14 protein-coding genes are annotated in these 14,672 nt (G+C 66.0%); 8 read left to right on the top strand and 6 right to left on the bottom strand.

The genetic code is table 11. The features are described from left to right. Positions 1–3 precede the first annotated feature (3 nt). Positions 4–1,281 (bottom strand): phosphopyruvate hydratase, encoded by a 1,278-nt coding sequence (gene eno, locus OK349_RS01480; RefSeq protein WP_265116063.1) that lies wholly within the window; start codon positions 1,279–1,281, stop codon positions 4–6. A 141-nt stretch (positions 1,282–1,422) separates the two neighbouring features. On the opposite strand from eno, the gene OK349_RS01475 reads away from it, so the two are divergent. The 5 genes from OK349_RS01475 (at position 1,423) to OK349_RS01455 (ending at position 3,287) form a co-directional block, all read left to right on the top strand. Next, positions 1,423–1,944: a DUF883 C-terminal domain-containing protein gene (locus tag OK349_RS01475; protein ID WP_265116062.1), complete on the top strand. Its 522-nt coding sequence runs from the start codon at positions 1,423–1,425 to the stop codon at positions 1,942–1,944. A gap of 21 nt (positions 1,945–1,965) precedes the next feature. Continuing rightward, on the top strand, positions 1,966–2,319 hold the full coding sequence (locus tag OK349_RS01470) for a phage holin family protein (RefSeq protein ID WP_265116061.1): 354 nt from the start codon (positions 1,966–1,968) through the stop codon (positions 2,317–2,319). After that, positions 2,316–2,651 carry a hypothetical protein gene (locus tag OK349_RS01465; RefSeq protein WP_265116060.1) on the top strand — a complete coding sequence of 112 codons (336 nt, stop codon included), beginning with the start codon at positions 2,316–2,318 and terminating at the stop codon, positions 2,649–2,651. Before OK349_RS01470 ends, OK349_RS01465 begins: the two co-directional genes overlap by 4 nt. After that, positions 2,648–2,983, top strand: a complete 336-nt coding sequence (locus OK349_RS01460; RefSeq protein WP_265116059.1) for a hypothetical protein — start codon at positions 2,648–2,650, stop codon at positions 2,981–2,983. The genes OK349_RS01465 and OK349_RS01460 overlap by 4 nt, the downstream gene beginning before the upstream one ends. Before the next feature lie 85 nt (positions 2,984–3,068). Then, positions 3,069–3,287 (top strand): DUF4170 domain-containing protein, encoded by a 219-nt coding sequence (locus tag OK349_RS01455; RefSeq protein WP_265116058.1) that lies wholly within the window; start codon positions 3,069–3,071, stop codon positions 3,285–3,287. Between the two features lie 157 nt (positions 3,288–3,444). Here OK349_RS01455 and greA read toward each other — a convergent pair whose 3' ends face one another. The 4 genes from greA to carA form a co-directional block, all read right to left on the bottom strand. After that, entirely contained in the window at positions 3,445–3,921 is a 477-nt protein-coding gene (gene greA, locus OK349_RS01450) for a transcription elongation factor GreA (protein WP_265116057.1), read from the bottom strand. 78 nt (positions 3,922–3,999) lie between these two features. Further along, complete coding sequence (carB, locus tag OK349_RS01445; protein ID WP_265116056.1) at positions 4,000–7,332, bottom strand: carbamoyl-phosphate synthase large subunit; 3,333 nt, start codon at positions 7,330–7,332, stop codon at positions 4,000–4,002. Beyond that, the gene (locus OK349_RS01440) at positions 7,332–7,772 is read right to left on the bottom strand and encodes a ribonuclease E inhibitor RraB (RefSeq protein WP_265116055.1); all 441 of its coding nucleotides are present in this window, start codon (positions 7,770–7,772) and stop codon (positions 7,332–7,334) included. The genes carB and OK349_RS01440 overlap by 1 nt, the downstream gene beginning before the upstream one ends. After that, a complete protein-coding gene (gene carA, locus OK349_RS01435) occupies positions 7,769–8,932 on the bottom strand; it encodes a glutamine-hydrolyzing carbamoyl-phosphate synthase small subunit (RefSeq protein WP_265116054.1) in 1,164 nt (387 codons plus the stop codon). The genes OK349_RS01440 and carA overlap by 4 nt, the downstream gene beginning before the upstream one ends. Before the next feature lie 145 nt (positions 8,933–9,077). Here carA and OK349_RS01430 point away from each other — a divergent pair, with 145 nt between their 5' ends. Genes OK349_RS01430 through rpoD form a run of 3 tightly spaced genes read left to right on the top strand, consistent with a single transcriptional unit; the run spans position 9,078 to position 13,467 of the window. Further along, the gene (locus OK349_RS01430; RefSeq protein WP_265116053.1) at positions 9,078–9,530 is read left to right on the top strand and encodes a GatB/YqeY domain-containing protein; all 453 of its coding nucleotides are present in this window, start codon (positions 9,078–9,080) and stop codon (positions 9,528–9,530) included. Further along, positions 9,531–11,381, top strand: coding sequence for a DNA primase (dnaG, locus tag OK349_RS01425; RefSeq protein ID WP_265116052.1), 1,851 nt, complete (start codon positions 9,531–9,533; stop codon positions 11,379–11,381). Between the two features lie 52 nt (positions 11,382–11,433). Further along, the gene (gene rpoD / locus OK349_RS01420; protein WP_265116051.1) at positions 11,434–13,467 is read left to right on the top strand and encodes an RNA polymerase sigma factor RpoD; all 2,034 of its coding nucleotides are present in this window, start codon (positions 11,434–11,436) and stop codon (positions 13,465–13,467) included. 51 nt (positions 13,468–13,518) lie between these two features. Here rpoD and OK349_RS01415 read toward each other — a convergent pair whose 3' ends face one another. Then, on the bottom strand, positions 13,519–14,616 hold the full coding sequence (locus OK349_RS01415; RefSeq protein ID WP_265116050.1) for a glycoside hydrolase family protein: 1,098 nt from the start codon (positions 14,614–14,616) through the stop codon (positions 13,519–13,521). Positions 14,617–14,672 lie beyond the last annotated feature (56 nt).

Raw genomic sequence — 14,672 nt, 5'->3', positions numbered from 1 at the left:
CGATCAGGCCCGAAGAATCGATCGCCCGGCATAGACCGCCGCGTCGCCCAGCTCTTCCTCGATGCGGATCAGCTGGTTGTACTTGGCGAGCCGGTCAGAGCGCGCGAGGCTGCCGGTCTTGATCTGCCCGCAATTGGTCGCCACCGCGAGGTCGGCGATCGTCGCGTCCTCGGTCTCGCCCGAACGGTGTGACATCACCGCGGTGTAGGACGAGCGCTGCGCCAAGCTGACCGCTTCCAGCGTCTCGGTCAGCGTGCCGATCTGGTTGACCTTGACCAGCAGCGAGTTGGCATAGCCCCCGTCGATGCCGCGCTTCAGGCGAACTGGATTGGTCACGAACAGATCGTCGCCCACCAGCTGAACCTTTCCGCCCAGCTTCTCAGTCAGCAGCTTCCAGCCGTCCCAATCGTCCTCGGCCATGCCATCCTCGATCGAGAAGATCGGGTAGCTGGCGCACAGGCCGCCGAGGAAATCGGCATTCTCGGCCGACGAGAAGGTCTTGCCCTCGCCCACCATCTTGTACGCGCCGTCGCGATAATATTCGGTCGCGGCGCAATCGAGCGCCAGCATCACGTTCTCGCCTGGCTTGTAGCCCGCCGCCTCGATGCTCGCGACGATGAAGTCGAGCGCTTCGGTCGTGCTCGCGATGTTGGGCGCGAAGCCGCCCTCGTCGCCTACGCCGGTCGCCAGCCCCTTGTCGTGCAGCTTCTTCTTGAGCGTGTGGAAGATCTCGGCGCCGCAGCGCACCGCCTCGGCCAGGCTCTCGGCGCCGACCGGCACAATCATGAATTCCTGGAAGTCGATCGGGTTGTCGGCATGCTCGCCACCGTTGATGATGTTCATCATCGGCACCGGGAGCACATGCGCCGAGACGCCGCCGACATAGCGGTAGAGCGGCAGCCCGCGCGCATCCGCCGCCGCCTTCGCCACCGCGAGCGACACGCCGAGGATCGCATTGGCACCGAGGCGGCCTTTGTTCTCGGTCCCGTCGAGCTCGATCATCGCATGATCGATGTCGGCCTGGTCCTCGGCGTCGAGGCCGACGATCTCCTCGGCGATCTCGCCGTTGACGCCCTCGACCGCCTCGAGCACGCCCTTGCCGAGATAGACGCTCTTGTCGCCGTCGCGCTTCTCGACCGCCTCGTGCGCGCCGGTCGAGGCACCCGAAGGCACCGCGGCGCGGCCGAAGCTGCCGTCCTCCAGCAGCACATCGACCTCCACCGTCGGGTTGCCGCGGCTGTCGAGAATCTGGCGCGCATGGATGTCGATGATTGCGGTCACGAAATGGTCTCCCTACCTTGGGCGCAACGGTGTCGCGCGGGCCTCTATCCCGTTCGCCGCCGCCGGGCAATTCGTGACGTAAAGGGAACCCTCCCCGCGCGCCGTGGTTGTTCCGGGAAAGGCTGGAAGAGGTTCAGAGCGATGGCTGACGAAACGTTCCCCAAGGACGAGAGCATGAACGAGGCCGGTGACGCGCTGGTCGCCGCCGATCCCCTCAAGACCACCGGCGCCGCCGGCGAGGAAGGCAAGCGCGGCGCGGCCGAGAAGGTGCGCACCGAGGCCGGCAAGATCGCCAGCCAGGCCGGCGACAAGGCCCGCGCCTTTGCCGACACCGGCAAGGAGAAGGCGACCGGCGCGCTCGACGAATTCTCGAACATGATGCGCGACGCCGCGGGCTCGGTCGACGAGCGGCTTGGCGAGCAATATGGCCAATATGCGCGCTCCGCCGCCGACCAGCTTTCGGGCTTCGCCGAATCGCTGCGCGGCAAGCAGGTCGACGACCTGATCGACGATGCGCGCGATTTCGTGCGCAAGAGCCCCGCCGTCGCGGTGGGCATTGCCGCCGGCGTCGGGTTCGTGCTGGCGCGGCTGCTCAAGTCGGGATTGGACGCCGCCGGCGATCTTGCCGACAAAGGGGCCGGCGACGGCAAGCCCAGGGCGTAACCGCCGCTTCGGGGGGATCAGGTGGACGAACGCCACGAGCCGGACGACGAAGAAGGCATCGGCACGCTGATCGGGCGCGCCGTCGCAGACAGCCGCGCCTATGCCGAGGCGGAGATCGCCTACTGGCGCGCGCTGGCGCTCGACCGGCTCGCTGATGCGCGCGCGGCCGCGGTGCTGGGGATCGTCGTGCTGCTGCTCGCCCAGGCCGCGGCGATCGCGCTGATCGTCGGGCTGGTGATGATCCTCACCCCCTATGTCGGCCCCGGCTTCGCAACGCTGATCGTCGTGCTGGTCGCGGCTGTCGCCGCTGCACTGTTCGCGCGCGCGGCACTGCGCCGCTTTCGCCGTGCGACACGCCCCAAGGATGCGCCATGAGCGACGACCAGCTTCCCGTACCCCTCCTCGACGCGCGCGCGCGGTCCCAGAGCGCCCGCCAGCGGTTGTTCGGCACGCTCGACGAGATGCAGACGCGGCTCAACCCAGTGACGCTCGCGCAGGACGCGGTCGAGACGGTGGCGAGCGGCCTGGTGCGCGATGGGGTCGAGACCATCCGTAAGCGGCCCAAGGCCATCGCGGCGGCGGCGGGGCTCGCCGTGCTGTTCCTGGCGCGCAAGCCGCTCGCCAAACTTCTGTGGCGCGGCGCGAAGCATGCAACCGCGGCGGGGACCAAGAGTTTGAAGCATTCGAAGAAAGGATCGAGCAAATGACCGAGACCAACGGGACCCGCAGCCGCCGCGAGCGGGCGAGCGCGTCGATCGAGAACAACCCGCTGGCGCTGGTCGCGGGCGGGGTGGCGCTGGGCGTGGTGATCGGCGCGCTGCTGCCGCGCCTCGCCAAGGAGAAGGAACTGCTCGCCCCGGTCGGCAAGCGCATCGCCGAGGGCGCCGGCGCCGCCGCAGCTGCGGCGCGCGATGCCGGCAAGGCCGAGATCGACGCGATCCTGCCCCAGCGCGACGCCGCCAAGGAGCAGATCAGCAAGATCATCGGCACCGCCTTCACCGCGGCCAAGGACGCGAGCCGCCCCAAGACCGACGCCTGAGCTTGCGGTCCTGCCTGATCTTATCTTGAGCGCGATGCAGCGCGCGCGCTAAGGCGGCGGGGATACCTCATCCCCAGGAGTTTCCATGAGCAAGCTGCACCTCGTCTTCGGCGGCCGCGTGAAGGACCCGATGACGCTCGAATTCCAGGATCCGACCCAACTCGACGTGGTCGGCATCTTCGCGGACTATGCCAGCGCCGAGAAGGCATGGCGCGGCGCAGCGCAGCGCACCGTCGACGATGCCGAGATGAAATATGTGGTGGTCCACCTCCACCGGCTGCTCGAGCCGGACCTGGAGGCGTAACGCTTAAAGCCTGTTACGCCGTCACCCCGGCCTCGTGCCGGGGTCCACCGAGCGGCGAACAATGTCTTGAAGGCTCAAGCGCAATCCGCGCGGCACCGTGGATCCCGGCACAAGGCCGAGATGACGGTCAAGAATGCGGGCGCAGCCGCCGAAATCCTCAGATAAATTCGATCTTGTTGACCTCGTACCAGCGGTCGCCCGCCGGCACGGTCACCTCGACCTCATCGCCCTTGCTCTTGCCGATCAGCGCGCGGCCGAGCGGCGAATTGTAGCTGATCCGGCCGGTCTTGGCGTCCGCCTCGGCCTGGCCGACGATCTGGTACTTCACCGACTTGCTGTCCTCGTCGAGCAGCGTGACGGTCGCGCCGAACACGATGCGGTCGCCCGACAGCTCGCGCGGATCGATGATCTGCGCGCGCGACAGCTTGTCTTCGATATCGGCGATCGACGCCTCGATCTGGCCCTGGCGCTCCTTGGCGGCATGATATTCGGCATTTTCCGAAAGATCGCCATGCGCGCGCGCTTCCTCGATCGCGTCTACGATCAGCGGACGCTCGGCTTTCAGCGCCTTGAGCTGCGCGTTGAGCTTCTCATAGCCCTCTGCCAGCATCGGCATCTTTTCGACCGTCGCCATCGTATTCGTCCTTCGTCAAAACCCCTTCCCCAAGCGGCCCTCCCAGACCGCCCGCACACCTACCTCATGCTGTGGGGATCAATTGTGCGAATGCGAATAGTAGGACTGCAGGGGACGGACTTCAAGAGACTGGCCTGCCAACGCCGCGATCGCCCGCGCCGCCGCCACGCTCGCCGGAGCGGTCGTGAAAGACGGTATCTTGAGCGACAATGCCGAGGCGCGGATCGATTCGGAATCCTTCAAGGACTGCCAGCCCTCGGTGGTGTTGAAGATTAGCGCGATATCGCCGTCGCGGATGCGGTCGACGATGTGCGGCCGGCCCTGCGCCACCTTGTTGACGCGCTCGACCGGTACGCCATTGGCTTCCAGATAGTCCGCCGTGCCCCCGGTCGCGACGATGCTGAAACCCTGCTCGACAAGGATCTGCACGCCGGGCAGCACCACCGGCTTGTCGCTGTCCTTGACGCTCACAAAGACACGGCCTTCCGAGGGCAAAGTCATGCCGGCGCCAAGCTGCGACTTGGCGAAAGCGATGGGAAAATCATTATCGATTCCCATGACTTCTCCGGTTGACTTCATTTCCGGTGACAGCACTGGATCGACGCCCGGGAAGCGGTTGAACGGGAACACCGCTTCCTTGACCGCGATATAGTCGATGTCGCGATCGATCCTGGGCAGGTCCTTGAGCTTCTCGCCCGCCATCACCCGGCTCGCGATCTTGGCGATCGGGATGCCGATCGCCTTTGCGACGAACGGCACGGTGCGCGAGGCGCGCGGATTCACTTCGATCAGATAGACCGCGCCGTCCTTGACCGCGAACTGGATGTTCATCAGGCCCTTGACCTTGAGCGCCCGCGCCAGCGCGTCGGTCTGGCGCTCGATCTCGGCGATCACCTCGGCGGGGAGGCTATAGGGCGGGATCGAGCAGGCGCTGTCGCCCGAATGGACGCCGGCTTCCTCGATATGCTGGAGCACGCCCGCGACCACGACATCGTCGCCATCGGCGATCGCGTCCACGTCGACCTCGACCGCGTCGCGCAGATACTGGTCGATCAGCACCGGCGCGTCGCCCGAGACCTGGACCGCGGTCTGGATATAGTGATCGAGCTGCTCGGGCGTGTCGACGATCTCCATCGCCCGCCCGCCGAGCACGAAGGACGGCCGCGTGAGCACCGGATAGCCGATGCGCTCCGCCACCGCGATCGCCTCCTCGCGGCTGCGCGCGATGCCGTTGGCGGGCTGCTTGAGGCCGAGCCGCGCGACCAGATCGGCAAACTGCTCGCGATCCTCGGCCAGGTCGATCGCGTCGGGCGAGGTGCCGAGGATGGGAATCCCCGCACTCTCCAACGCGCGCGCCAGATTGAGCGGGGTCTGCCCGCCAAACTGGACAATGACGCCGACAAGTTCGCCTTTCGACTTTTCGACCTCGAGGATTTCCAGAACGTCCTCGGCGGTCAGCGGCTCGAAATAGAGGCGGTCGGAGGTGTCATAGTCGGTGCTCACCGTCTCCGGGTTGCAGTTGATCATGATCGTCTCGAAGCCCGCATCCGCCAGCGCGAAACAGGCGTGGCAGCAGCAATAATCGAACTCGATCCCCTGCCCGATGCGGTTGGGACCACCGCCCAGGATCACGATCTTGCGGCGCTCGGAAGGCTGGCTCTCGCACTCGGGCTCGCCGAAGCTCGGCGCCTCATAGGTCGAGTACATATACGGCGTCTTCGCGTCGAACTCGGCAGCGCAGGTGTCGATCCGCTTGAACACCGGGCGCACGCCGAGCTTGTGGCGCAGCGCGCGCACATCGGCCTCGGTCACGCCGCCGGTCATCGCCTTGACGACCTCGCCGATCAGCCCCGACGAGCGCGCCATCGGCCCCGCGCCCTCGCGCAGATTGGCCGACTGCAGCGCCAGCCAAGCGAGCCTTTTGTCGGAAAAGCCCATCGACTTGAGCTTGCGCATCCCCGCTACGTCACGCGGCAGGCCGTTCGCCACGACCCCGGCCTCTGCGCGCAGGATCTCCGCGATCCGCTCGAGGAACCACGGGTCGTACTGCGCGAGCGTATGCACCTCGGCGACAGTAAAACCCTCCCGCAGCGCCTGCGCCGCGATCAGCAGCCGGTCGGGCGAGCGGACGGCCAGCGCCGCCTCGATCACATCGCGCGGCGCGCCCTGCAGATGTTCGACATTGTTGAAGCCGCTGAGGCCCGTTTCGAGCCCGCGCAGCGCCTTCTGCATCGATTCATGGATGTTGCGGCCGATCGCCATCACCTCGCCGACCGACTTCATCGCCGTGCCCAGCACCGCCTCGGCGCCCTTGAATTTCTCGAACGCGAAGCGCGGGATCTTGGTCACGACATAGTCGATCGTCGGCTCGAAGCTCGCCGGGGTCGCGCCGGTGATGTCGTTCTCGATCTCGTCGAGCGTGTAGCCGACCGCCAGCTTGGCGGCGACCTTGGCGATCGGGAAGCCGGTCGCCTTCGACGCCAACGCCGACGAACGTGACACGCGCGGGTTCATCTCGATCACGATCAGGCGGCCGTCCTTGGGATTGACCGCGAACTGCACGTTCGACCCGCCGGTCTCGACGCCGATCTCGCGCAGCACCGCGATGCTGGCGTTGCGCATGATCTGATATTCCTTGTCGGTCAGCGTCAGCGCGGGCGCGACCGTGATGGAATCGCCCGTATGCGTCCCCATCGCATCGACATTCTCGATCGAGCAGATGATGATGGCGTTGTCGTTGCGGTCCCGCACGACCTCCATCTCATATTCCTTCCAGCCGAGCAGCGATTCCTCGATCAGCACCTCGGTGGTCGGCGACGCATCAAGGCCCTTGCGGACGATCTCGACGAACTCTTCCTTGTTGTAAGCGATGCCGCCGCCGGTGCCGCCCAGCGTGAAGCTCGGGCGGATGATCGCGGGCAAGCCGACCTTCGCCAGCCCTTCGAGCGCCTCGGCCTCGCTATGCGCGATCGCCGAGCGCGCGCTGTCGAGGCCGATCCTGTCCATCGCCTCGCGGAACTTGAGCCGGTCCTCGGCCTTGTCGATCGCCTCGGCATCGGCGCCGATCATGATGCAGCCGAACTTCTCCAGCGTGCCGTCCTGCGCCAGCGCCAGCGCGGTATTGAGCGCAGTCTGTCCGCCCATGGTCGGCAGGACGGCGTCGGGCCGCTCCTTCTCGATGATCTTGGCGACGATCGCGGGGGTGATCGGCTCGACATAGGTGGCGTCGGCCAGCTCGGGATCGGTCATGATCGTCGCCGGGTTCGAATTGACCAGGACGATGCGATAGCCCTCTTCCTTGAGCGCCTTGATCGCCTGCGTGCCCGAATAGTCGAACTCGCACGCCTGACCGATCACGATGGGACCGGCGCCGATGACGAGGATGGAGGAGATGTCGGTGCGTTTGGGCATTATTTCCGCTTCAAGCCATCTTTTGAAATATCTACGTCCCAACCGTCGTAGGTCAGGCCGAACTCACTCGCGAACGAGCAGAACATTGGAAGTGTATGCTTCAGCCAATCTTCGATGATTGGTGCGTCCTCGCCGATCAGAAGGCGACCGTTCCCCGCTTCAAGGACCGAAAACCCCTTCTCGCGCGCGTAACTCGCTGCCTTTTCAACATTCTCGTCAGCGCCCACTAATAGATGTGTGACCGGTCGCGGCTTTTCGATATCGAGACCGTTGGCCTTCATCCGATCCATGATCGCGAAACTGGGCTGAACGACTTTTCGGATACACTCTTCATATGGTTGCCCGGCCATGTGCGAATTCTCCACCGGTGCTGCTGCGTCTCCGCAGCCTGAAAAACTAAGAGTCGCCGCGGCTAACGTCACGGCGAAGATCCTGTTCAAGTCAGCATCCCCACAAACCGCTCGAACAGATAGAAGCTGTCCTGCGGCCCAGGCGACGCCTCGGGGTGATACTGCACGCTGAACGCGCGGCCGCCGTCGATCTCGATCCCGCAGTTGCTGCCGTCGAACAGCGACACATGCGTCTCGGTCACGCCTGCGGGCAGCGTATCGCGATCCACCGCGAAGCCGTGGTTCATCGACGTGATCTCGACCGCGCCGTCGCTCAGCCGCTTGACCGGGTGGTTGGCGCCGCGATGCCCCTGGAACATCTTGGTGGTCTGCGCGCCCACCGCGAGGCCGAGCAGCTGATGGCCGAGGCAGATGCCGAACAGGGGCTTCCTGGTCTCCAGCAGCTCGCGGATCACCGGCACCGCATATTCACCCGTCGCCGCCGGATCGCCCGGGCCGTTCGACAGGAAGATACCGTCGGGATCGAAGCTCAGCACCTGTTCGGCAGTCGCCGTGGCGGGCAGCACCGTCACCTTGGCGCCGGCCTTCACCAGATTGCGGAAGATATTGTGCTTCGAGCCGTAATCGATCGCCACGACATGCGGGCGGCCATCCTCTGCACCCTCGGTGCCATAGCCGAAGCCAAGCCGCCATACGCCGCCTTCCCAGCCGAAATGCGTCTCGGTGGTAACGGTGATGGCAAGGTCCATACCCTCCAGCCCCGGCCACGCCTTCGCGCGCTCCAGCAGCCAGGGAATGTCGAACTTGCCCTCCGCCGAATGCGCGATCACGCCGTTGGGCGCACCCTGCCCGCGGATACGGCGGGTCAGCGCGCGGGTGTCGATCCCGGCAAGGCCGATCCGCTCATGCTTCTTCATCCAGTCGTCGAGCCGCTCGACGCTGCGGAAGTTGGAGGGCTCGGTCACGTCCTCGCGCACGATCATGCCGAGCGCGTGAGGGGCGTCGGCCTCGACATCGTCGGGGTTGGCGCCGACATTGCCGATATGCGGGAAGGTGAAACAGATCATCTGGCCCGCGAAGGACGGGTCGGTCATGATCTCCTGATAGCCGGTCATCGCGGTGTGGAAGCACACCTCGCCCGCCGCATTTCCCTCCGCGCCGAAACCACGCCCCCAGATCACTTCGCCCGTCGCAAGAACAAGAACACCTGTAGCTCCGTCAGGCATGGCAAAAGGCGTCGCGTCGGCCATTATGAGAGGGCGCTCCTACAGGGTTTCCGGCAATGTGTGCTAAGGCCCGCCCGCTAACCCCCTCCCCCCCTCCCGTCAACCCTCGCATCGGGCGCGCGGGGGGTCTAATGGCGGTTATTTCCGATTCACCTGTGGGTAGAACAACATGATCCGCGACGACATCAAGGCCGCTCTCGTCACCGCCATGAAGGGCGGCGACAAGGAAGGGACCGCCGCCATCCGCCTGATCCAGAGCGCGATCAAGAACCGCGACATCGAGGCACGGACCCAGGCACCGGTCGCCGACGACGACGCGCTGGTGGTGGAAGTGCTGCAGAAGATGGTCAAGCAGCGCCGCGAATCGATCGAGATGTACGAGAAGGGCAACCGCCAGGAGCTCGCCGATGCCGAGAAGGCCGAGGTGGCGGTGATCGAACGCTTCCTCCCTGCACAGATGAGCGAAGCCGAGACGACGGCGGCGATCGAGGCGATCAAGGCCGAGCTGGGCACCAGCGGCATGAAGGACATGGGCCGGGTAATGGCCGAGCTCAAGGCGCGCCACGCGAGCCAGCTCGACATGAGCAAGGCGTCGGGGCTGGTGAAGGCGGCTCTCTCGTAAGTGGCGCTGACGCCCGCCTTCCTCGACGAACTGCGCGCGCGGACGACACTTTCCGCCCTGATCGGTCGCAGCGTGAAGATCACGCGTGCGGGGCGCGAGTGGAAGGCGTGCTGCCCGTTCCATAACGAGAAGACGCCGTCGTTCACGATCAACGACGACAAGGGCTTCTACCATTGCTTCGGTTGCGGTGCGCATGGCGATGCGATCCGCTGGCTCACCGACCAGCAGGGTTTGCCCTTCATGGACGCGGTGAAGGAACTTGCCGCGGCGGCGGGAATGGATGTGCCGCAGGCCGATCCGCGCGCCGCCGAGAAGGCGGAGAAGGCCAAGGGGCTGCACGAGGCGATGGCCGACGCCGCCAAATTCTACGTCGATCAGCTCCACGGGCTCGCCGGCGCGGAGGCCCGCGCGCTGCTCGAACGCCGCCGCATCACCACTGACACGGCGCGCGCCTTCGGCATGGGGTTCGCGCCGGACTCACGCACCAAGCTGCGCGAGACGCTCAAATCCTATGGCGATCCGATGCTGGTCGAGGCCGGGATGCTGATCCAGGTCGAGAACAAGGAGCCTTACGATCGCTTCCGCGGTCGCCTGATGATCCCGATCAAGGATGCGCGGGGCCGCGTGATCGCGTTCGGCGGGCGCATCATCGGCGAGGGCGAGCCGAAGTACCTCAACTCCCCCGAGACCCCGCTCTTCGACAAGGGCCGCACGCTCTACAATCTCGATCGCGCCCAGGCCGCCTCGCGCAAGACCGGCCGCGTGATCGCGGTCGAGGGGTATATGGACGTGATCGCGCTCGCCCAGGCCGGGTTCGGCGAGGCGGTCGCGCCGCTCGGCACCGCGCTGACCGAGCATCAGCTCGAGCGGCTGTGGCGGATGGCCGATATCCCGCTGCTCGCCTTCGACGGCGACGCTGCAGGGCAGAAGGCAGCGATCCGCGCCGCGCACCGCGCCCTGCCCCATCTCGGTCCGGGCCGCAGCCTCGCTTTCGTCACGCTGCCCAACGGGCAGGATCCCGATGATCTCGTCCGGTCCGCCGGCCCGCACGCGTTCGAGGCGCTGCTTCAAGCCGCGCAGCCGCTCGCCGACCGCATCTGGCATCACGAGCTCGCCGCCGAACCGCTGGAGACGCCCGAGGGGCGCGCCAGCCTCAAGCGCCGCCTGTCCGATCTCGCCGCGACGATCCAGGACGGCAATGTCCGCCACGAATATGTCACCGAGTTCCGCAACCGCTGCGACGCGCATTTCGCACCAGCACCGCGCAGCTTCACGCCGCGGGCGCCCAACCGCATGCCGGGCCGCCCCGGCCAGCGCTGGCAGCCGCCCGAGCCGCCGCCCAGCCCCACGGTCCAGGCGCTCGGCGCGACGGGCATCGATCGCGTCCTCGCCAAGGCAGTGCTGGCCGGACTGATCCGCCACCCGGCCGAGATCGCCCGCCACATGGAGACGCTGTCCAGCCTGCGTCTCGCCGACGGCGCGCTCGGCCGGCTGTTCGAGGCCGTGGTCGATGTCGCGCTGGAAGATCAGGCGCTTGATACCGATCGCTTGCGTACCATATTGGCGTCGTCCGGTTTCGACAGACAAGCAGCCGAGCTGCTGCGCGCCGACACGCTTCCCTTCACTTTCACGCAGAAAGGCTGGGACGTGGGGCGGGCTGCGCTCGATCTGGGTGAAGCGATCGCGGTGCTCGTGGCGAGGCCGCAGGTCGATGCCGCCCTGGCCGAGGCAACGGCGGCGGTTCAGGCGCGTTTCAGCGACGAGGCGTTCGAGCGTCAGGTGGCGCTCGTGCGGCGCAAGGCGGAGCTCGAGGCGCGGCTCGCGAATCTGATGCTTGCGGACGAAGACTAATTCAGCGAATAGGGCGGCGTATAATAGCCGCCATCCGATACAAAGGCACTCGATGGCAAAGGCAATCATGGCAGACGACGGGGATACGACCGAGACCGGCGATGCGCCGCTGATCGATCTCAACGAAGGCTCCATCAAGAAGCTCGTCGCCCGCGCCAAGAAGCGCGGCTACATCACCGTTGACCAGCTCAACGAAATGCTCCCGCAGGATCAGTTCACGACCGACCAGATCGAGGACGTGATGTCCGCGCTCAGCGACATGGGCGTCAACGTCGTCGAGAATGAAGATGTCGGCGAGGACGAGCAGCCCGAGGACGACACGCCCGACGAGATCGATGGCGGCGACGGGCAGGACGATAGCGCCCCTGCGTTCGAAACGGCGAAGAAGAAGGAAACCGTCGATCGCACCGACGATCCGGTGCGCATGTACCTGCGCGAGATGGGCGCCGTCGAGCTGCTCAGCCGCGAGGGCGAGATCGCGATCGCCAAGCGTATCGAGGCCGGCCGCGACACGATGATCCTGGGGCTTTGCGAGTCCCCGATCACCTTCAACGCGATCATCGGCTGGTCGGACGCCCTCAACGAGGGCACGATGCAGCTGCGCGAGATCCTCGATCTCGACGCGATGCTCTCCAAGGGGCCGTCGGCCGAGCAGGTCGAGGGCGCTGAGGACGACGATTCGGGCGAGATCAGCGAGAAGACCGCCGGCGCCTCGTTCAAGGAAGAGGAGGAGCCCGAGGAGGCTCCCGCCGACGACGAGGACGACGAGCTTACCGAGCGCCGCGCGCCGCGTCCCTCCGACGACGACGAGGAGGACAACACCCTCAGCCTCGCGCAGATGGAGGAGACGCTCAAGCCGCAGGCGCTGGAGCGGTTCGCGAGCATCACCGCGATCTACAAGAAGTTCAGCAAGGTCCAGCAGCAGCGGCTCGACGCGATGGCAGCGGGTGGCGAGCTGTCGGCCGCGGACGAGAAGAAGTACCAGAAGCTGCGCGAGGACCTCACCGCCGAGGTCGAGAGCGTCCAGTTCCACCAGGCGAAGATCGAATATCTCGTCGACCAGCTCTACAGCTTCAACCGTCGCCTCACCGCGCTGGGCGGCCAGATGCTGCGCCTCGCCGAGCGGCACAAGGTCAACCGCAAGGACTTTCTCGACCGCTATATGGGCCATGAGCTCGACGAGCAGTGGCTCGGCGCGGTCGGCGGACTGGACAAGAAGTGGGCAGCTTTCGCCACGAACGAGGCCGCGGCGGTCGACCGCATCCGCGTCGAGGTGAGCGAGATCAGTCAGCAGACCGGCATGGCGCTCACCGAGTTCCGCCGCATCGTCAACATGGTGCAGAAGGGCGAGCGTGAGGCGCGCATCGCCAAGAAGGAGATGGTCGAGGCAAACCTGCGCCTCGTGATCTCGATCGCCAAGAAATACACCAACCGCGGGCTGCAGTTCCTGGACCTGATCCAGGAAGGAAACATCGGCCTGATGAAGGCGGTGGACAAGTTCGAGTATCGCCGCGGCTACAAGTTCTCGACCTATGCGACGTGGTGGATCCGCCAGGCGATCACCCGCTCGATCGCCGACCAGGCGCGCACCATCCGCATCCCGGTCCATATGATCGAGACGATCAACAAGCTGGTCCGCACCAGCCGCCAGTTCCTCCACGAGCAGGGCCGCGAACCCACGCCCGAGGAAATGGCCGAGCGCCTGAGCATGCCGCTCGAGAAGGTGCGCAAGGTGATGAAGATCGCCAAGGAGCCGATCAGCCTCGAAACGCCGATCGGCGACGAGGAAGACAGCCACCTCGGCGACTTCATCGAGGACAAGAACGCGATCATCCCGGTGGATGCCGCTATCCAGGCGAACCTCAAGGAAACGGTCACCCGCGTCCTCGCCAGCCTCACCCCGCGCGAGGAGCGCGTGCTGCGCATGCGCTTCGGCATCGGCATGAACACCGACCATACACTCGAGGAAGTCGGCCAGCAGTTCAGCGTGACCCGCGAGCGCATCCGTCAGATCGAGGCGAAGGCGCTGCGCAAGCTCAAGCACCCGAGCCGGTCGCGCAAGATGCGCTCGTTCCTCGATCAGTAAGGCCGGGAACTACGGACAAACAAAAAGGGCGGGGTTCACTCCCGCCCTTTTTCATTCAGTGCCGCCCTGCGCCTCCGTCAGTTTCACCCGCACACGCCCGATCGCCCAGAATGGGCGGTCTTTCATGCGCGCGGTGTAGAGCAAGGTGAACGTGCCATCCTCCTCAGGGACCAGCCCCAGCGGGGTGCGCAGGTCGGACGCCCAGTTGCTCGCTGGCGACGCCTGCACCACCAGCGAGCGCCCCTGGTGCCAGCGGATGCCGTCCGTCGAGATGCTGTAGCCCACTGAGTTAAATGGCTTGGCCGCGATGTCCGGCTGGTTCGGCGCGAAATGGTTGTTGTCGTAGACCGCGATGTAATGGCCATTGCGCAGCCGGGTCACGATCGGGTTCTCGATGAACAGGCCCTCGATCGGCGAGGGCTGCTCGCTCGGCACGCGGGTCCAGACGCTCGCGTCCATGCTCTTGGCGGTTGCGACGCCGACCTGCCAGGGCGAGACCGGGAAGTGGTTGTGGCTGCCGTGCAGCGCCACCCATTTGTCGCCCACCGGATAGGGGAAGAAGGAATCGAGCCCCTGCTGTCCTTCCCACAGCGCCGCGTCCTTGCCGCCGGGCGCCATCGCCACCCCGGCGTCCTTGTAGGGCCCGCCGACCCCGTCGATCCCCGCCGTCTGCGAGACGGCGCGGCGCGCGACGCCTTCATGGTCCATGTTGAGCGCTTCGCCCCGGCTGCTGTTGCCGCCGCGATAGGCGATGTAGAACAGGGTCCAGCGGTCGGTCTTCTTGTCGAAAATCACCGTCTGCATCCACACTTCGGACAAGGGGTTTTCCGGCGACCGGCCGGGCTTGCTCTCCATGATCGTGCCCTTGCGGGTCCAGTGGATCGCGTCGCTGCTCGTCCAGTGCGCGATGCGCAGGTCGAGGTGCGGCCGCTCGAACATCTCCGAGATGAACATGTGATAGATGCCGCCAAGCTTCAGCGTGAAGCCGTTCTCGAACCCGGACTTGTTGCCCGCGAGTCCCGGATGATCCGGGCCGACCACCGGTGCCTGAGCCTCCTCGGTCAGCACCAGCCGTTCGCGGAAATTGTCGTCGCGCCGGTCGAGCCCGTAATCCTGCGCCGCCGCGGGCAGCGCCAGAAGCGCCGCCATGCCCGATATGAGGGCCCTTCCGAGCATATTCTCTCTCCGTCTGTCGTGATTCTTCC

Source organism: Sphingomonas sp. BT-65 (assembly GCF_026107375.2).
Classification (GTDB): Bacteria; Pseudomonadota; Alphaproteobacteria; order Sphingomonadales; family Sphingomonadaceae; genus Sphingomonas.
This window is presented reverse-complemented; position numbering and strand designations above follow the sequence as displayed.